We start from the raw sequence: 17,464 nt of genomic DNA, 5'->3' as shown, positions 1-17,464 counted from the left end.
GTGCAGGCAGGCTATGCCGCGCCGCCTGATCCTTGCCCTGCTGCTGATCGCCGCGCTTGCCCCCGTCACCTGGCTGCGCAGCCCCTTGCGGCCCTTCTCCCTGGCGCAGGAACTGACCATCAAGGCCCTTCCTCTGCCGGCTGACTGCTGCCGCATCGGTCCGCTGCATCTTACCGGGGCGTGGCAGCTGGCCAGCCCGAACCAGCAGTTCGGCGGCTATTCCGCGCTGGTCCAGTCTGCCCCCGGACGCCTGCTGGCGATCAGCGATGCGGGCTATACGCTGGAGTTCCCTGAACCCGGCGAGCGCGGGCCGGTTCATTTGTCGACCCTGTTTGCCCCCCGCGCCTGGCGCAAGCAGGACCGCGATACGGAAGCGGCCCAGCGCGATCCCGCCACAGGCCGGCTGTGGATCGCTTCAGAAGGACGCAATCTGGTGATGCGGTTCGATCGCAAGTTGCAGATGGAGGCCTATCACCAACCCGCTGCGATGCGCCGCTGGCCGGCCAATACCGGGCCCGAAGCGATTGCGCGGTTGGCCGATGGCCGCACCATTGCGCTGTGCGAATGCACCACGCGCTGGCGTGATCAGGCCGCCCATCCGGCATTGCTGTTCACTGGCGATCCGGCGGAGGGAGCAGAACCATTCCCATTCTATATCGCCGGGCCTTGGCAGTTTCGTCCGACTGACATGGCCGTACTGCCCGATGGCCGCGTGCTGGTGCTGCAGCGCCGCTTGATCTGGCCCTTTCCGATGCGCTTTTCAGCCCGCCTTGGCCTGCTGGACCCGCGCGGCATTGCCCCCGGGGCTGTAGTGGAAATGAAGGATCTGGGCGAGTTTCCCGCCGATGTGCCAATGGACAATTACGAAGGACTGGCGCTTGAACCGCTGGGCCAGGGCCGAATGGCGGCCTGGATGATCAGCGATGACAACAATGCCGATCTGCAGCGCAGCCTGCTGCTGGCCTTTGAATTCCAGATGCAGGACCTGCCGCAATAGCAAAAGGCGCGCGGGTGGTCCCACGCGCCCTGCTGTTACCCTTTACAGGGATTGGTTCAGGCGGCCTGCTTCTTGACGAGCTCGCGCTTCACCTTGACGGCGCTTTCCGAAAGCTTGCTGTCCGAGGTCTTGAGCAGCCAGTTGTCCAGCCCGCCGACGTGTTCGACCGAGCGCAGGCCCTGGGTCGATACGCGGAACTTGAAGCTGCGATCCAGCGCTTCGGACATCAGCGTGACGTTCTGCAGGTTGGGCAGGAAGACGCGCTTGGTCTTGTTGTTGGCGTGGCTGACGTTGTGGCCTACCTGGCGGCCCTTGCCGGTCAGTTCGCAAATACGGGACATGGTAAAACTCGCTTCGAATGTTGCCGCCCATGACGGGAGAAGGCGCGCGCATACCGATTCACCCTTGCTTGGTCAAGCAGAGTCTCTGTTTTGTGCGGGATCTGCCTCCGCAGACCCCTTGGCAACACCGGCCCGCGCCCCCGGCCCGACCACCCGTTGATCGTACCCTATGGGTGGTCGGGCCGGGGGCGCGGGCCGGTGTTGCCAAGGCAAGGACGGATGTCCTTGCCGCACCCATGAAAGCGCCCTATTTCCACGCAAATGAGCCGTTGGCCGCTGCCCGAACCGATGCAACTGGCCCTGAGCGAGGCCCGCAAGGGCGAATCGGCGGGTGAAGTGCCGATTGGCGCGGTGGTCATCAAGGACGGGCAAGTGATCGCCGCAGCCCACAACCAGCCACGCGGGCTGCATGATCCCACTGCCCATGCCGAACTGCTGGCGATTCGCGCTGCCGCGCGCGTGCTGGGGAGCGAGCGGCTGACCGGCTGCGAGCTGTGGGTCACGCTGGAGCCTTGCCCAATGTGCGCCGGGGCGATCAGCCATGCGCGAATCGGCAAGCTCTATTACGCGGCCTCTGATCCCAAGGGCGGCGCGGTAGAACACGGTGCGCGGGTGTTCGAGCATGACCAGTGCCTGCACCGGCCCGAAATCTATTCCGGAATGGGCGAGGCCGAGGCGGCGGAGTTGCTGCGCGAATTTTTTGCCGCGCGCCGGGCCTGAATTGGCCCGGGTGGACACACTGGACACGGTTCAGGGAAAAATTCCAGCCCCCCGGTTGCCAGCTCTCCGCAGATACAATCCAGCGCCACCGCCACTGCGGATACCGGAAACAAAACCCAACAATTTCAAAGAGCAACTGGCTTCATACCAAATCGTTGCCGTGTAGGAAAATCAATCAGAGCCCGCGCCACACCTTCAGCGGCATATCGTTCTTCGGACCAAAGCTGCGCCGGTCACAAGCCGCTGGTTTGAAGTCCTTGCCATAGCAAAGGCGCAGTTCGCGCAGCCAGCCGCCGTTGCTGGCCAGGATCCCGATCGACGATTCGCGCCAGCCGGGGTTGGCGGCGAGGAAAGCCTGCCGCAGATCGCCCATGGTCACGCCGGGCTGGCGAGACAGCTTGTCGGCATCGGGCAGGCGCAGCGAGTTCCACAGGATCGCCGCGACCTTGAAATAGGCCTTGGGATTGGTAGCCATGCAGCTGCCATGCTTAGCCCATTCGTGCTCCATCAGCCACGGCACCGGGGTCATGCACAAGTTGGCCTTGAAATCTTCCATGCTTGGACGCGGGCTCAGCGCGCACCATTGCGGCGCCGGGCCTTTGGCGGCCTCGGGCCACAGCCCGTGGAGCACAAAGCCGAATCGCCCGGCGCTGCCGTTGCATTGCAGATTGTCCGGATCGCTGGCGTTTTTGCCCCGGCAGAATTCGGGCGACCAGCTCACCGCCAGAGTATAGCCGCTGACCGGCGCACGCACGGTCTTGCCATCGGGCTGCACGGGACGCGGCATGGCCAGGTTTTGCGGCACGCGGCACTGATAGGCCTGGGCCAGAGCGGGTGCGGGCAGCGCAAGCGCGATCAGGGCAAGCGCGGCCCTCACAGCGGGGTAAAATCCAGCCCCACGTCCGCCGCCGGGGCACTTTGGGTCAGGCGGCCGACCGAGACGTAAGTGACGCCGGTGGCGGCGATGGCGGCGATGGTGTCAAGCCGCACCCCGCCCGAGGCTTCGCTGGGGACGCGCCCGGCGATCAGTGCCACGGCCTGCCGCAGCATCGGCACGTCCATATTGTCTAGCAGCAAGTGGCTCGCGCCGGCAGCCAGCGCGGGTTCGATCTGATCGATCCGGTCAACTTCGCAGATGATCGATTTGACCCCGGCCTCCCGCGCGCGGCGCACCGCTTCGCCCACGCCGCCGGCCACCAGAACGTGGTTGTCCTTGATCATCGCTGCATCCCACAGCCCCATGCGGTGATTGGTCGCCCCGCCCATCCGCGTCGCGTATTTTTCCAGATGGCGCAGCCCGGGGATGGTCTTGCGGGTATCGAGCAGAGTCGCGTGCCCTTGCATCGCATCGACATAGGTGCGGGTCATGGTGGCGATGCCCGACAGGTGCTGCACGGTGTTGAGCGCGGCGCGTTCCGCCGTCAGCATGGCCCGGGCATTGCCTTCGATCCGCATCAGATCGGTGCCGGGGCCAATTTGCGCGCCGTCTTCCACCAGCAGCTCGATTGCCATGTCGGGATCGAGTGCGCGGAAAAAGGCCACGGCGATGCCTAGCCCGGCCACGGTGATTGCATCGCGGCTGTCCATCACGCCCGAAAAGCGGGCATCGGCCGGGATCACGCTTTCGCTGGTCACATCTTGCCCGCCGCCCGGCAGGCCGAGGCCGAGATCCTCGTCGAGCGTGGCGCGAACGAAGTGGTTCAGATCAAAACCGGGGAGGGAGAAAGTCATTGGGGTTCAATACCAAGCTGACCGGAGCTGTCGAGAACCAGATCCTCCCTATTTTTCCCGCAGGGACAAATGGGGAGGTGGCAGACGCCGAAGGCGGCTGACGGAGGGGTCATGCGGCGAGGCTCTTACCCCTCCGTCTCGCCCTAGGGGCGATCCACCTCCCCATTTGCGGCAGAGGCCGAAAATAGGGAGGAACTTAGTGGTTCAATGCACGAACCGCGCTACCACATCGCGGTAGCTTCGGCTGACTTTCAGCTGCGCGTTCGATTCCAGCACCAGGAAGCATTCGCCATTGGTGTGCGGCTTGACCTGGCGGACCTTGTCGAGGTTGACGATGGTCGAGCGATGGACCCGCTGGAAGGCGCGCGGATCGAGGCGGCGTTCGAGGTCTTTCATCGTTTCGCGCAGGATATAGCTGTTGTCGCCGGTGTAGATGCACATGTAATCGCCGGCCGCTTCGACATATTCGATCGAATCGACATCGACCCGGAAGATCTGGCCGCGATCCTTGATGTTGATCAGCTTTTCATAGCGCGCGGTCACCTCAGCCTCTTCGGGCATGGCCTCCATCGCGTCGGGGGCCACTTCGGCCAGCACGATCTTGAGCTTTTCGGCCTCTTCCGCCGCGTGCTTTTCGCTCAGGCGCAGGCGCACGCGTTCCAGGGTGTCGGCCAGCTTGTCCTCGTCCACCGGCTTCATCAGGTAATTGACGGCATTGGCTTCAAACGCGCGGACGGCGTGTTCCTGATAGGCGGTGACGAACACGATCAGCGGCGGTTCGATTTCCATCACGCCTTTGACCACGCTGAACCCGTCAAACCCGGGCATCTGGATGTCGAGGAACACCAGATCCGGCTTTTCGGTCTTGATCTTGCGGATCGCCTCGCGCCCGTTGTTGCAGGTGTCGATAATTTCGACATCGGGGAACTTCTGCAGGCGCAGCATCAGCCCCTGGATGGCGAGCTTTTCATCGTCGACGATGATGGTGCGGATGGTCATGGGGACTGGTTCCGTTTCAGAGCGCCTGGAGCGGACGCTGGTCAGCCCCGGGCACGGCAGGATTGGGGTCGCGGCGCTCGTATGGCAGTTCGATCAGCACGGCGAAGCCACCCTCCGGCGGTTCCATCGTTTCGAACCGGTGGTCCTCGCCATAGGCCTGGGCCAGCCGATCCCGGATATTGGCCAGACCCACGCCGGTGGATACCGGTTCGCCGCCGTCGAATGTCACACCACTCAACCTGTTGCTGGCGGCATTGTTTTGCAATCCCGGGCCGGTGTCGGAGACGGTGATGCGAAGGTTTGGACCGACGAGTTGCGCCGCAATGGTGATTTCGGCCCCCGCTTCCTGCGGGCTGACGGCATATTTGATGGCGTTTTCGACCAGGGGCTGGAGCAACAGCGAGGGCAGCAAGGCCGGTTCGGTCACCGGATCGATCCGGAAACTGGTCCGCAACCGCTCTTCAAACCGCATCCGCTCGATGTCGAGATAGAGCTTCAGCGTCTCCACTTCCTGCGCCACGGTCACCCGCCCGGCCGGTTCGTTGACCAGGGTATAGCGCAGAAAGCTCGACAGGCGGCTCAGCATGGCATTGGCCGGTTCGGTCTGTTTCAGCAGCACCAGGGTGGAAATCGAATTGAGCGTGTTGAACAGGAAATGCGGGTTCAGCTGGTAACGCAGCATCGCCAGCTGCGCGCTCGTTGCCTGGTTTTCCAGCTGGATCAGCTGATCGTTCTGTTCCTCGATCTGCAGGAAGAAATTGATCGCGTAATAGAGCGCCGACCAGCTCATCAGCAGGGTCGCGTCGATATAGAACCCGCCGATGAAGCGTTGGGCAAAGCCGACCGCGCTGGTGCCGTAATAGAGCCCGTTCACCCAGGCATCGATGAAAGCATAAAGCGCCACCGCGAACGGCAGCAGCACCGCGGTTACCCCCCAGGTGATGATCGGGCGGCGGTTGATCAGCTGGCGGTAGATCACCGAAAGGATCAGGGTGATCGAAAAGCCGGTGATGGTCTGCAGCAGAACCAGCACGAGGTAGGACAGCGCCAGGCCATTGGCGATCCCCGACATCGCGCGCAGCAGCATCGCCCCGCCCCAGCCGACCGCCTGCAGGCGCCAGAACGCGCGGTTCTTGTTCGCGAAAAACGGGGTCGGGCGAAAGGGCAGCACGGCCATGAGGGCTATCTAGTCATTCGCGGGCGAAGTTCCCACCAAAAAGCAAACGGGGCCCGCCCGGCCCGCACCATGCCTCAGGCGCCCCGTTCTTCCGCGATCGCCTTGGCCAGCAGGTCGCGGCCGACGGCGCCGCTGAACATCTGGCCGCCGATGACCCAGGCCGGGGTGCCATCAAACCCCAGAGTGCGGGCATAGTTCAGGTTGCCTTCCAGCTCTTTCGCCACGCTGGCATCGGCCACGAATTTCTGTGCCCGGGCGAGGTCAAGCCCGGCGACGCGCGCGGCGGCTTCGATCGTGGTGGCATCGGGGCGGCCCGCGGCGAACATGGCGTGGTGGAACGCGGCATAGCGGCCCTGTTCCGCCGCAGCCAGGCCCCACTGCGCCGCCACTCCGCTTTGCGGCGAAAGGATCGGCATATGCCGCACCACCACCTTGAGGTCCGGGTTGGTCTTGATCAGGGCTTCGACATCGGCCACCGAACTGCGGCAATAGGTGCAGGCGAAATCGGTGAATTCGACCAGGGTCACTTTGCCCTGCGGATTGCCCAGCACCGATCCGGGGAACGGCGCAAAGATCGTTTCCGAAACGCTGGCCAGCGATTTGGCACTTTCGCGGCGCTGCAGTTCCTGCATCGCCTGCGGCAGGATTTCGGGGTTTTCGAGAATGGTCTGCTTGACCACCTCTTTGGTGCGGCGGCTTTCGTACCACCAGCCCCCGGCGGCCCCGACGATCAGCAGGGCCAGTCCGGCAAGCGAGAGCAGCAGCGAATTTGCGGTTTTGCGATCGGTCATGGGCAAGCGGCCTACCTGCGTTTGCCCTTGCGTTCAATCGCCGCGCGCGCTTGCATCGCGATGTCCTGCGCGCGCAGCCAGTCAGCACTGCCCTTGGGCAGCATCGCTTCGGCGGCTTCGGCGCTGCGCAGTGCCTGGGGCATCTGAAGGCTCATCACCTGTTGTTCGGCGCTGGCGAGGCGCGCGCGGGCCGTGTCGCCATTGGCTTCATAGACCACGCCGAGCTGGTACCAGGCGAAGGGGTTTTCCCGGTCACGCGCGACTGCGGCCTTGAGCACGCGTTCGGCTTCCCTGAAATTGGCCGGATCCTCGGTCGCGATCAGGGCGTGGCCGAATGTGGTGGCAATCAGCGGCTGGTTGCTGGTCAGATCGACCGCGCGGCGCAAGGGGGCAAGCGCATCGGCAGGCTTGCCGCTTTCGAGCAGGATCTGGCCCTTCAGTTCAAGGAAATAGGGATCGTTGGGCGCGGCGGCGAGCAAGGCGTCGGTTTCGGCCATGGCCTTGTCCATCAGCGCGTCCTTGTGCCAGGCATAGGCCCGGGCATAGCGCGCGGGCACCCCGGTCATGGTCACCGGATAGTCGCGCAAGGTTGCCTGCGGTTCGGCGACATAGCCATAGAGCTTGGCCTTGACCCGCTGAAACCGCGCTTCCAGCGCCGCATCGCTCGACCGGGTCCAGGCCGGGTCCTGCTGATAGGTATCTTCCAGCGTGGCGATCCGGTCAGCCGTCATCGGGTGGGTCGAATAGAACTCGCTGTCGGCATCGCGCTGAAAGCCATAGCGATATTCCATGTTCTGCAGCTTGCGGAAGAATGCGAGCGAGCCCTTGCCCGAAATCCCGGCCTTGGAAAGATACTGTGCCCCCGCCGCATCGGCGCTCGATTCCTGGCCGCGGCTGAAGGCCAGGTACTTGCCCATCGCGGCCTGTTGTCCGGCCATGAAGACGCCCATCGCCGCATCGCCTGCCCCGGCCGCCGCCGCCGCTGCGCTCAGCAGCAGGCTGAGGATCGAAATCCCGGTCGCGGCCTTGCTGCCGCCGTCACTGATCACGTGGCCGCCGGTGATATGGCCCAGTTCATGCGCGATCACGCCCTGCACTTCGGCCGCGCTGGTCGCCGCATTGATCAGCCCGGAATGGATATAGACCGCTTGCCCGCCCGCCACGAAGGCATTGATCGAATTGTCGCCGATCATCACCACGTCGACATTGGCGGGATCAAGTCCTGCAGCAGCGATCAACGGGCTGGCCATGTCATGCAGCAGGGCTTCGGTTTCGGCATCGCGCAGGATCGATTGCGCCATGACCGGCTGGGCGGTCAGGCTAAGCGCGGTCAGCGCGGCAAGCAGGCGGGACAGCAGACGCATTGCGGTCCGATTAGCCTTTCGGTGCCTGAACGGGTGCTGAAGCCGCGCCGTGCGCCGCCAGGAAGCCCAGCACCGCGTCAAGCTGGCGCCGGTCGCGGTTGAAGGGCGCGGCCAGCAGCTTGACCGTATCCTCGTGGTTGGCGCCCTTGATCACCACGGCCTGGGTCGGCTGCCCGGCAGCGGTCAGCGCCTTGGCCAGGGCAAAGGAATTGCGCGGTTTGACCGTGGTGTCGGTATCCCCGGTCAGCAGCAGCATCGGCGGGGCATCGCCGCGCACGTGGTTGATCGGCTGGGTCACTCCGGGATCGGGCATATGGCCAAAGGCATTGCGCGCCGAATCCGAGGTAAAGGGGTAAAAGTCATAAGGGCCGGACAACCCGATAATCCCCTTTACCGCGCCATCGGCCACGCCCTCGCGCCCCAGCCATTGCCGTTCCAGCCCCAGCATGACCACATTATAGGCCCCGGCCGATTGCCCCATCAGAAACAGCCGCTGCGGATCGCCGCCCAGTTCTGCCGCATGATCCAGCGTCCAGCGGACCGCCATGGCGCTGTCTTCCAGCATGCGGGGATAGGTGCCTTCGGGCACCAGCCGGTATCCGGCCAGCACCGTGACATAGCCGGCCCGGGCAAATTGACGGCCGATGAAATGATACTGCCCCGCCGTTCCGCTGTGCCACCCGCCGCCCGGCACCCAGACCAGCACCGGATGCGGCCCGGGTGTTTCCGGCACGAACACGTCCACTTTCTGCGCGGGGAGCGGGCCATAGGCCGCCCCATCCAACACCTGCCGCGCGCCCTTGGTCCCGGCCATGGTCCGGTCGGCCCAGTCGAGCATGGCCAGGCCGTGGTTGCGCACGCCATAAACGAACGCGCCCGCCAGCAGCGCCAGCAGCGCGGCGATTGTGATGAGAGTCCAGCCCAATTTGCCCGGTTTCCTGAATGCCATGAAGCGCAGGACTAAGCATATTGTGCGGATTGGGCAAAGCCGAAAGGCAGGGGGATGGCTTGCGCGACAGGTTCGGCGATTGGGCTGGCGCTGCGTCATTTGGGTTCACGCAGAGGCCGCAGAGAAGAAGAGGAGGCGCAGAGGTGTCGCGCTGGCGGCGAAGCTGCACTCTTATACCGACTTTCCGGCAGGCCGCACCGCTGCAGGAAGGCAGGAGCCTGCGGCGCAAACCACCGTCTCTGCGTCTCCCCTTCTCCTCCGCGGCCTCTGCGTGACCCTGTCAGGGTGCGAGCTCTCCGCAGGACCGGCCGCTTTCATAGGAGGCAAGGCAGCGCAATAATGGCTGGAATGTTGGGGGGAGGGGACGCGCTTCCCTCCCCACCCGTCACCCCGGGCTTGACCCGGGGTCCAGCTNGCTCAGTGCTATGGCGCAAGGCAGCTGGACCCCGGATCAAGTCCGGGGTGACGAGTTGATTTGGGTCCGCAATGTCATCGTGACCGGAACGACTGTTTTGCGGTTTGATGTCGACGAAGGCAGACATTCAACCCGGCATTCGAATTCATCCGCACAACCCCACCGCCCCACAGCAAACGGGCGCCCTGTCCGAAGACACGGCGCCCGTCCCCCTCGCAGTTGGACAGATGGTTAGCCCAGCAGGCGGCGCGCGGCCTTTTCCAGCAGGGGCACGTCTTCGGGCACTTCGCCTACCAGTACCACTTCGCCAGAAGGCAGGCGGCGGGCGATGAGCAGGGTGAATTCGCTGCCTTCGGGATCGATCGCGTCGAAGCCTTGCGGTTCGATCTTGCGCAGCTTGCGGGCCAGCGCTTCACGCGGGGTTTCGCGCGCGTCCACCGGCTTGCCGCTGTCGGCGCGCTTGAACTTGCGTTCCTCGGTGACCACGCCCTTGAGCCCGCCGGGGGCCTGGGCGAGATAGCTGGCCAATTCGCCCCGGCCCAGCCCGACGCGGTGGGCATGGCCCAGCGCGGTGGCATATTCGGTCAGGCGGGTCTTGTCGTATTCGGCGCCGAACACCAGCTTGACCACCGGGGTCATCGGTGCGCGGTCCTGCACGGTCAGGCCGCTGTCAGCGACCAGTTCGGCAAATTCGTCTTCGCGTTCGCCAGCGGCGATCGAGAAGTCATAAGCCCGCCCAATCGCGGCATAAAGCGCGGTGCGGGTGCGGTCTTCGCTGCCGCGTGCGGCTTCGGCCAGTTCGCGGGCCGAGGCGAGCCAATCGCCCAGTCCCATCGCTTCGGGGTCCGGTTCGCTGACTTCCAGTGCGGGCAGGCTGCCCCAGTCATCGTCATTGGTGGCAAATACCGGATCGGGCATTTGCAGCCCGCCCGGCGCGGCGGGAGCCAGGCTGGCGAGATCCAGCACGTCTTCGTCTTCGTCCTCGCCGGCGGTCATCGCAGCGGCCATGGCGGCCAGACGGTCTCCGGTCGATTGCTGGTCCGCCGGGCCATCGGCCCAGTCGGTCAGCGGTTCGTCTCGGCGCGCCGCCGGGCTTTCCAGCGCCTGATCGATTTCCAGCAGCAGTTCATCGGTGGTGCGCTGGTCGGCCAGTTCCTTCCAGTTGATCACGCCATAGATAAAGTCGATCGTGTCATCGTCGCTCGAAAACGGCAGCAGGATCCCGCGATAGAGGATCGTCTGTTCGCGCTGGTTGACGAATTCGGCCTCGAACCCGATCGGGGCCTGATTGGCCAGAATCTGCATATAGTGATCGGTGATGCGTGAAAGCAGCGAGCGGCTGGGCACGTCGGACAGGGTCTCGATCGGCCCTTCGGCGCCGCATTCCAGGGCCAGCTTGTCGCCCAGGAACTGGATCGACGGGTTTTCAAGCCCGCCGGTAAAATCGAGCAGGACCGAATGCGGCCCGAAATCGGGCAGGTCTTCGGGATCGAGATCCTCGATCGACGGGAAACTGCGGCCATCGAGCAGGCTGGCCCAGAAATTATAGGCGCGCACCTGCATCCGGCGCTCGTCCTGCCCTACCGGGCTGGGCGGCACTTCGCGGGCGATTTCGTCGTCCTCGTAATCATAGTCCGGCGTATCGCTGTCCATGCGATCGATGAAATTGCCCCGATACGTATCCATGCGGGTTCCCCAAGAAGTCCCTTTTCAAGACCCCTTGTGGCGCAACATGGTAAACGAAGGGTTAAGTTGCGCTGGATGAGTTATTTCCGCCTCACGGCGGTACGGGAAAGAGTCCTTGTTGGGTGCGCTGATCGCCTCCGCGATCAGCTTGGCCTGGCCGGCCCACTCCCCCGGCCNTCCCCCGGCCCAACCACCCACAGGGTACCTTAAACGGGTGGTTGGGCCGGGGGAGTGGGCCGGCCAGGCCAGGGAATGCCGGATGGCATTCCCGCACCGCCGTCAGGCGGACAAGGACTCCCTTCCTCCCCCGTTAAACCACCTTCACCCGGCCTTCGTCGGGCCCGGGCATCGGTGCGAACCAGCGCAGCACCAGACTGGCGATCAGCAGGGCGGCTGAAAGCTGCACCGCCTGGCTCAGCCCGACCACGTCAGAAGCAAGCCCCATGGCATAGGCACCCAGCGCCATGCCGCCAAAAGTCACCGCCTGATAGATCGACAGGCAGCGCCCCAGGATCGCTTCGGGCGAGCGCAGCTGCATCGCCACGTTCAGGCTGGTCAGCGTCGCCACCCAGGCCCCGCCCGCAATCAGCACCAGCACCAGCAGCGCGGGCAGGCTGGTGATCGTGCTGGTTGGCAGCAGGGTCAGCGCGAAAATCAGGGTTGAGACGAACACCACCGCCTCGCTGCCAAACCGGCGGCGGACCGGCGAGATCCACAGCGCGACCACGATCGAACCGATCCCGAACGCGCCCAGCACCAGTCCGAACTGGGTTTCGGTGCCGTGCAATTGTTCGCGCACCAGCAAGGGCTGCAGGCCGAGATAGCCCGCCGCGCCAAAGCCGAAGGCAAAGCCGCGGGTCAGCACGCGCCGCACCGGGCTTGAACCCGCGCAGAACCGCAGGCCTGCCGCGATCGAGGCCAGCATCGGCTGGCGTTCGCGCGGGGGGTGTTCGGGGTGCCAGTTCATCAGCACCACGATCAGCGCGAGATAGCTGAGCGCATTGAGCGCAAAGGCCATCGCCGGGTTGGTCAGCGAAATCAGCACTCCGCCCAGCGCCGGGCCAACCGAACGCGCCAGGTTGAAAGCGATGGTGTTGAGCGAGATCGCTTGCGGCAAGTCTGCCGGGCCAACCTGCATCCGCACCGACGCCTGCCAGGCCGGGCCGTTTAGCGCGGTGCCGCAGCCGACCGCCAGCGTGAAGGCCAGCAGGGAAAACGGGCCGACCAGCCCTTGCCAGGTCATCAGCGCCAGCGCGGCGGACAGCAGTAGCATCGCCCACTGTGCCCACAGCATCACCGCGCGGCGGTCAAAATTGTCGGCGATGGCTCCGGCGAAGATGCCCAGCAGCATCACCGGCATGGTGACCGAAGCCTGGACCAGCGCGACCAGCTGATGCGACCGGGTCAGGTCGGTCATCAGCCAGGCCGCCGCGGTCGACTGGATCATCGAGCCGAGGTTGCTGGCCAGGTTCGCGGTCCAGATCGCGCGGAAAGCGGGGAACCGGAACGGCGCGAGCGCCCGGCCGGGTGCAGTCAGGCCGGTTGAAGCAGGGCTTGGCGCGTCATCGCTCACCCGGCCGGGTTAGGCAGGGTGAGCGGGTGATGCAAGGGTTGGGAATCAGCCCCGGCCGCGGTGCGGGCTGCGGCCGCCCTGGGCATTGCCGCGCGGGCCCTGACCACCCTGGCCGCCGCCCGGACGGCGATCGCCGCGCGGGTGGGCGGGGCGGTCACCGCGATGCTCACCGGCCGGACGCTCGGCGCGCGGCTGGCTGTCGCGGCGGGGCAGTTCGCCGAACGCGCGGGGCTGGGCCGAACGGTCACCGCGCGGGGCGGGGCGTTCATCGCGGTGCGGACGGTCTTCCACCGCGCCGCGCCCTTCGGCGGCAAGCGGGTTGAACACCGGGCCACGCGCCGGCGCGCTGCCCTGGCGGTCGTTACGCAGCCAGGTGTCGCGCGGCTGGCCGTTGCGGCCCTGCCCGCCCGGGCTGCGGTTGCCATTGCCGCGCTGGCCGCCGCCACTGCGACCACCACCGCCACCACCACGCGCGCCGCCACGGCCGCGCGCATCGCGTTCGTCGCGCCGGGCGTCCTGTTCAGCCTCGGCTGGCTTGCGGGTGGGCAGCGGCAGGCGGGCGGCTTCCTTCTGGAAGTCTTCCGGCAGCGGTTGCGGCATCAGCTTCACGCCGGTCAGGCGCTCGATGTCCTTGAGATAGGCCTTCTCGTCCGGTGCGCAAAAGCTTTGCGCCACCCCGTCCGCCCCGGCGCGCGCGGTGCGGCCGATGCGGTGGACATATTGTTCAGGCACATTGGGCAGTTCAAAGTTGAACACGTGGCTGACCCCGGTCACGTCGATCCCGCGCGCGGCGATGTCGGTCGCGACCAGCACCGGCGTGGTGCCCTTGCGGAACGCCAGCAGCGCGGCGGTGCGCTGGGCCTGGCTCTTGTTGCCGTGGATCGCCGCGGCATTGACCCCGGCGGTGGACAGGTGACGGACAACGCGGTCAGCGCCGTGCTTGGTCCGGGTGAACACCAGCGTGCGTTCGATCGAACCATCGGCCAGCCCGGCGCGCAGCCGCAGCGAGAGCAGCGCCTGCTTTTCGGACTGGTTGACGAAGGTGACGAACTGATCGACCCGCTCGGCGGTCGAGGCCTGCGGGGTCACTTCGACGCGGACCGGGTTGTTGATGAACTGCTTGCCCAGATCGGCAATCGCCTTGGGCATGGTCGCCGAAAAGAACAGGCTCTGGCGTTCCTTGGGCAGCATCGCGGCAACGCGTTTCAGCGGCACGATAAAGCCCAGGTCCATCATCTGGTCGGCTTCGTCGAGCACGAAGATTTCGACATGGCGCAGGGTCAGCGCGCGCTGGTCGATCAGGTCAAGCAGGCGGCCCGGGGTGGCGACCAGAATGTCGGTCCCGCCCACCAGTGCGCGGGCCTGCTTGCCCACCGGCACGCCGCCGAACACGCATTGCACGGACAGGTTGAGGTACTTGGCATAGCCGCGCATGTTTTCGGCGATCTGGGCGGCCAGCTCGCGGGTCGGGCTCAGCACCAGCATCCGGCAGGCGGCATTCTTGCGCGGCTGCGGATCGGCGGCGAGGCGGTGGAGCGAAGGCAGCGAGAACGCAGCGGTCTTGCCAGTCCCGGTCTGGGCAATGCCCAAAAGATCGCGGCCCTGCAGCAGCGCGGGGATCGCCTGCTTCTGGATCGGGGTCGGGTCAGCATAGCCCTTGGTCTCAAGCGCGCGCAGCAAAGGCTCGGCCAGGCCAAGGTCGGAAAAATAGGACATTGAAAAATCTCACAAAAATAAAGCGGCGCGCACGGAATGGTCCCGTGCCGCGAAGCGAGGTGTCGTTAGATGCGACCCTGCGTGAAGAAGGAAGCTTCAGCGATAACGGCGACCGTAAGTCCGGGCTGGTCAGGCGTTGAAACGCCAACCTCACGCTGCCGGGACTGCGGCGGGAACAAGGCCCGCGCGCCGATTGCTGAGGGGCTGCTAGCGGAGATTGCGGGAAATTGCAAGATAATTGCGCGGCGGCGGGATGGGAAGGCCCCGGCAGCCAAAGCATATTGCGGGGAGGCGGGCCTGCCCCTACCCTTGTCCCCATGACCCGCACCCTCATTCTCGCCGCCGCTCTCCTCACCGCCTCGCCCGCGCTGGCCGCGCCGCCGACGCCGCAGGAAAAAGTCATGATCCAGACCGTCGATGCCGAACAGGCGCGCTCGCTGGCCTTGCTGGAACGGCTGGTCAACCAGAACTCGGGCAGCCGCAACCTTGATGGGGTGCGCAAGGTGCGCGACCTGCTGGTGCCGGAATTCGAGGGGCTGGGCTTCACCGTGCGCTGGGTCGATCAGGCCGGTGTCGGCCGCGCCGGGCACCTGATCGCCACGCACAAGGGCAAGGCCGGGCGCAAGCGGCTGCTCTTGATCGGGCATCTCGATACGGTGTTCGAACCCGATCATCCGTTCCAGAAATTCAGCCGCAAGGACGCCGATACCGTCGCCGGGCCGGGTGTGGCCGATGACAAGGGCGGGGACATTGCCATGCTCGCCGCGCTGCGGGCGATGGCGCGGGCGGGTACGCTGAGGGACGCCAATATCGAAGTGGTGCTGACCGGGGACGAGGAAGACGCCGGGCTGCCGCTGGAAGCCGCGCGTGCCGATCTGGTCGCGGCGGGCAAGCGCGCCGATGTCGCGCTCGATTTCGAAGGGCTGGCGCGCGACGGCGGCAAGGACATGGGCTCGATCGCGCGGCGCTCGGCGGGCGGGTGGAAAGTTACCGTCACGGCGAAAAGCGGGCATTCGAGCGGGGTCTTTTCGCAAGCGGCCGGCGAAGGGGCGATCTATCCGCTCGCGGCAATCCTCACGTCCTTCCGCAAGGAGTTGCCCGAACCCAACCTGACCTTCAATGTCGGGATGATTACCGGCGGGGCCAGCGCGGAAATCGCGGCGAACGATGCCAATGCCAGCGCGGCGGGCAAAAGCAATATCATCCCCGGCATTGCCATCGCCAGCGGCGATCTGCGCGCGCTGACGCCCGAATCGATCGCCCGGGCCGAAGCGAAAATGCGCGAAATCGTCGCCCGCCCCTTCAACGGCGGCAGCGCGGCGCTGACTTTTGACGGCAAGTACCCGCCGATGGCCCCGACGCCGGGCAACCGCGCGCTGCTGGACAAGCTCAACCTGGTGAACGCCACGCTGGGGCTGGAACCGATGGGCGCGCTCGATCCGTTGAAGCGCGGGGCCGGGGACATCAGCTTCGTCGCCGCCGATGTCGACAGCCTGGTCGGGCTGGGCCCGGCGAGCGAGGGCGATCACACCGCGAACGAGGTGATGGATCTGCCTAGCCTGTGGCGCCAGGCCAAGCGCGCAGCGCTGCTGATGTCACGCCTGTCACGCGAACCATCGCGCTAAACCTTTGATATTACTAAGGCGGCCGGATGACAAGGTGACACCAAGGTGACACCCTGTCCGGGCATGTTCCGGTTTTAAATCAGCAAGATAGGGCAAACAAGGTGACACTTGCCCTGTTTTGAAAAATATTGCCCCGTTCCCGGCCGCACGGGGCAGCAAAAAGCAGGCGTCTGCCCCATGGGCGACGCCGATCCAGACAAGATCCACAAGTTCAAAGAGCAGCGCGAATCATACCAGCGTGGCGGCGTGTAGGAAAATCTTTTCCGGCGGGCATTTGCCGGGGACTTCAGGCTTGAATGGTTCACGCAGAGACGCGGAGACGCAGAGGGGTAGCGATTGCGGCGCAGCCGCTTGCGATCACTGAGCTTCCGGCAAACGGCGGCTTGTCGGAAGCGAATGAGCCTGCGGCTCAGCGCGCCATCTCTGCGCCTCTGCGTCTCTGCGTGAATCCCCTTAACGGCTTCTCAAATCGGCTCAATTGGTCCGGGATCGGCCTAGGCGGCGTGGACAAATTTGAGCCAGTATCTGGCGGGGGCGAGATGGACCATTCCAAGGAAGCTGTTGGCAAGTTGGTCGTAGCGGGTGGCGATGGCGCGGTTGATCTTGAGGTATCCGAACATCCGTTCGATGCGGTTGAGCTGCTTGTATAGCGCCCGGTCATGTTCGATTTTCACGCGGCGGCTTGACCGACCGGGAATGACCGCTTCGATCTCCCGTCCGGCAAGGTCGGCACGGATCGCATCAGCATCGTAGCCCTTGTCGGCGAGCAGCGCATCGGGCGCACGTTCGGGCAGGCTGATCAGAGCGTCAGACGCTTTGCAATCTGCCGCTTCACCACCCGTCAGGATGAAAGCGAGCGGTCGTCCGAGGGCATCAGCCAGGCAGTGAAGCTTACTGGTGAACCCGCCCCGCGAGCGGCCAAGAGCGCGTCGATGAGTCCCCCTTTTCCGCCCGCTGCCGACACATGGGCGCGAACGGTGGTGCTACCGATGCTGTAGTGGCCGCTGTCCGCCATGACTTCGGCGAGTGTCACGGCAACGGTTTCCCAAACCCCAGCCTCGCTCCATCGTCGGAACCGGCGATAGATCGTGTTCCAACTGCCATATTTGGGCGGGACGTCCCGCCACGGCGCTCCACACCGGAGCCGCCAGGGTATGCCGTTGATGATCGAGCGGTTCTGCTCGGGACGCCTGCCGCGGCCACGGTTTTCAGGTTCAATCGGCAGCAAGCCCTTCAAAATGCGCCATTCCGCTTCAGTAAGATCGCCCCTGCCCAAACCGGCCTCCAAAAGGCAGCCTTGAATCAACCCATTCGGCTGGCGTCAATCGTGTTCAGATCACCATTCGTTGATTACGCGAAGGTGCCGGGGTAATCATGAGC

14 protein-coding genes and 1 pseudogene are annotated in these 17,464 nt (G+C 65.2%); 3 read left to right on the top strand and 12 right to left on the bottom strand.

The genetic code is table 11. From position 1 onward, the window contains the following. Positions 1 to 13 precede the first annotated feature (13 nt). Positions 14 to 997: an esterase-like activity of phytase family protein gene (locus MNBBLIKP_RS11650; RefSeq protein WP_088310421.1), complete on the top strand. Its 984-nt coding sequence runs from the start codon at positions 14 to 16 to the stop codon at positions 995 to 997. Positions 998 to 1,053: 56 nt separating this feature from the next. On the opposite strand, the gene rpmB is transcribed toward MNBBLIKP_RS11650, so the two are convergent. Next, the gene (gene rpmB, locus MNBBLIKP_RS11645; protein ID WP_088310420.1) at positions 1,054 to 1,338 is read right to left on the bottom strand and encodes a 50S ribosomal protein L28; all 285 of its coding nucleotides are present in this window, start codon (positions 1,336 to 1,338) and stop codon (positions 1,054 to 1,056) included. 261 nt (positions 1,339 to 1,599) lie between these two features. On the opposite strand from rpmB, the gene MNBBLIKP_RS11640 reads away from it, so the two are divergent. Beyond that, on the top strand, positions 1,600 to 2,058 hold the full coding sequence (locus MNBBLIKP_RS11640; RefSeq protein WP_088310419.1) for a nucleoside deaminase: 459 nt from the start codon (positions 1,600 to 1,602) through the stop codon (positions 2,056 to 2,058). A gap of 175 nt (positions 2,059 to 2,233) precedes the next feature. Here MNBBLIKP_RS11640 and MNBBLIKP_RS11635 read toward each other — a convergent pair whose 3' ends face one another. From MNBBLIKP_RS11635 to MNBBLIKP_RS11590, 10 genes are all read right to left on the bottom strand, one after another. Next, positions 2,234 to 2,935 carry a ribonuclease T2 family protein gene (locus MNBBLIKP_RS11635; protein WP_254913022.1) on the bottom strand — a complete coding sequence of 234 codons (702 nt, stop codon included), beginning with the start codon at positions 2,933 to 2,935 and terminating at the stop codon, positions 2,234 to 2,236. Then, positions 2,932 to 3,789, bottom strand: coding sequence for a carboxylating nicotinate-nucleotide diphosphorylase (nadC, locus tag MNBBLIKP_RS11630; protein ID WP_088310418.1), 858 nt, complete (start codon positions 3,787 to 3,789; stop codon positions 2,932 to 2,934). Before nadC ends, MNBBLIKP_RS11635 begins: the two co-directional genes overlap by 4 nt. Before the next feature lie 204 nt (positions 3,790 to 3,993). Next, positions 3,994 to 4,788 (bottom strand): LytR/AlgR family response regulator transcription factor, encoded by a 795-nt coding sequence (locus MNBBLIKP_RS11625; RefSeq protein WP_088310417.1) that lies wholly within the window; start codon positions 4,786 to 4,788, stop codon positions 3,994 to 3,996. A gap of 16 nt (positions 4,789 to 4,804) precedes the next feature. Continuing rightward, on the bottom strand, positions 4,805 to 5,965 hold the full coding sequence (locus MNBBLIKP_RS11620; protein ID WP_088310416.1) for a sensor histidine kinase: 1,161 nt from the start codon (positions 5,963 to 5,965) through the stop codon (positions 4,805 to 4,807). Between the two features lie 74 nt (positions 5,966 to 6,039). After that, positions 6,040 to 6,756 carry a DsbA family protein gene (locus MNBBLIKP_RS11615; RefSeq protein ID WP_088310415.1) on the bottom strand — a complete coding sequence of 239 codons (717 nt, stop codon included), beginning with the start codon at positions 6,754 to 6,756 and terminating at the stop codon, positions 6,040 to 6,042. Between the two features lie 11 nt (positions 6,757 to 6,767). Beyond that, positions 6,768 to 8,120, bottom strand: a complete 1,353-nt coding sequence (locus MNBBLIKP_RS11610; protein WP_088310414.1) for a M48 family metalloprotease — start codon at positions 8,118 to 8,120, stop codon at positions 6,768 to 6,770. A gap of 10 nt (positions 8,121 to 8,130) precedes the next feature. Further along, positions 8,131 to 9,069, bottom strand: coding sequence for an alpha/beta hydrolase (locus MNBBLIKP_RS11605; RefSeq protein WP_176399752.1), 939 nt, complete (start codon positions 9,067 to 9,069; stop codon positions 8,131 to 8,133). A gap of 646 nt (positions 9,070 to 9,715) precedes the next feature. Beyond that, positions 9,716 to 11,170, bottom strand: coding sequence for a PAS domain-containing protein (locus MNBBLIKP_RS11600; protein ID WP_088310412.1), 1,455 nt, complete (start codon positions 11,168 to 11,170; stop codon positions 9,716 to 9,718). A 310-nt stretch (positions 11,171 to 11,480) separates the two neighbouring features. After that, complete coding sequence (locus MNBBLIKP_RS11595; protein WP_088310411.1) at positions 11,481 to 12,743, bottom strand: MFS transporter; 1,263 nt, start codon at positions 12,741 to 12,743, stop codon at positions 11,481 to 11,483. A gap of 45 nt (positions 12,744 to 12,788) precedes the next feature. Beyond that, positions 12,789 to 14,459 carry a DEAD/DEAH box helicase gene (locus MNBBLIKP_RS11590; protein ID WP_088310410.1) on the bottom strand — a complete coding sequence of 557 codons (1,671 nt, stop codon included), beginning with the start codon at positions 14,457 to 14,459 and terminating at the stop codon, positions 12,789 to 12,791. Between the two features lie 317 nt (positions 14,460 to 14,776). Here MNBBLIKP_RS11590 and MNBBLIKP_RS11585 point away from each other — a divergent pair, with 317 nt between their 5' ends. Next, positions 14,777 to 16,084 (top strand): M20/M25/M40 family metallo-hydrolase, encoded by a 1,308-nt coding sequence (locus MNBBLIKP_RS11585; protein ID WP_088310409.1) that lies wholly within the window; start codon positions 14,777 to 14,779, stop codon positions 16,082 to 16,084. Positions 16,085 to 16,578: 494 nt separating this feature from the next. Here MNBBLIKP_RS11585 and MNBBLIKP_RS17795 read toward each other — a convergent pair. Continuing rightward, positions 16,579 to 17,312 (bottom strand): annotated as a pseudogene (locus tag MNBBLIKP_RS17795) (IS5 family transposase). Between the last annotated feature and the right edge of the window lie 152 nt (positions 17,313 to 17,464).

Origin of the sequence: Novosphingobium sp. B 225 (assembly GCF_002198665.1) — a bacterium.
In the GTDB taxonomy this organism is placed as follows: domain Bacteria; phylum Pseudomonadota; class Alphaproteobacteria; order Sphingomonadales; family Sphingomonadaceae; genus Novosphingobium.
This window is presented reverse-complemented; position numbering and strand designations above follow the sequence as displayed.

Excerpts from the sequence above, each read along its gene's own strand:
- MNBBLIKP_RS11615 (WP_088310415.1), bottom strand. The coding sequence starts at position 6,756 with ATGACCGATCGCAAAACCGCAAATTCGCTGCTGCTCTCGCTTGCCGGA.
- MNBBLIKP_RS11650 (WP_088310421.1), top strand. The coding sequence starts at position 14 with ATGCCGCGCCGCCTGATCCTTGCCCTGCTGCTGATCGCCGCGCTTGCC.
- MNBBLIKP_RS11620 (WP_088310416.1), bottom strand. The coding sequence starts at position 5,965 with ATGGCCGTGCTGCCCTTTCGCCCGACCCCGTTTTTCGCGAACAAGAAC.
- MNBBLIKP_RS11585 (WP_088310409.1), top strand. The coding sequence starts at position 14,777 with ATGACCCGCACCCTCATTCTCGCCGCCGCTCTCCTCACCGCCTCGCCC.
- MNBBLIKP_RS11605 (WP_176399752.1), bottom strand. The coding sequence starts at position 9,069 with ATGGCATTCAGGAAACCGGGCAAATTGGGCTGGACTCTCATCACAATC.
- nadC (WP_088310418.1), bottom strand. The coding sequence starts at position 3,789 with ATGACTTTCTCCCTCCCCGGTTTTGATCTGAACCACTTCGTTCGCGCC.
- rpmB (WP_088310420.1), bottom strand. The coding sequence starts at position 1,338 with ATGTCCCGTATTTGCGAACTGACCGGCAAGGGCCGCCAGGTAGGCCAC.
- MNBBLIKP_RS11590 (WP_088310410.1), bottom strand. The coding sequence starts at position 14,459 with ATGTCCTATTTTTCCGACCTTGGCCTGGCCGAGCCTTTGCTGCGCGCG.
- MNBBLIKP_RS11600 (WP_088310412.1), bottom strand. The coding sequence starts at position 11,170 with ATGGATACGTATCGGGGCAATTTCATCGATCGCATGGACAGCGATACG.
- MNBBLIKP_RS11610 (WP_088310414.1), bottom strand. The coding sequence starts at position 8,120 with ATGCGTCTGCTGTCCCGCCTGCTTGCCGCGCTGACCGCGCTTAGCCTG.
- MNBBLIKP_RS11640 (WP_088310419.1), top strand. The coding sequence starts at position 1,600 with ATGAGCCGTTGGCCGCTGCCCGAACCGATGCAACTGGCCCTGAGCGAG.
- MNBBLIKP_RS11625 (WP_088310417.1), bottom strand. The coding sequence starts at position 4,788 with ATGACCATCCGCACCATCATCGTCGACGATGAAAAGCTCGCCATCCAG.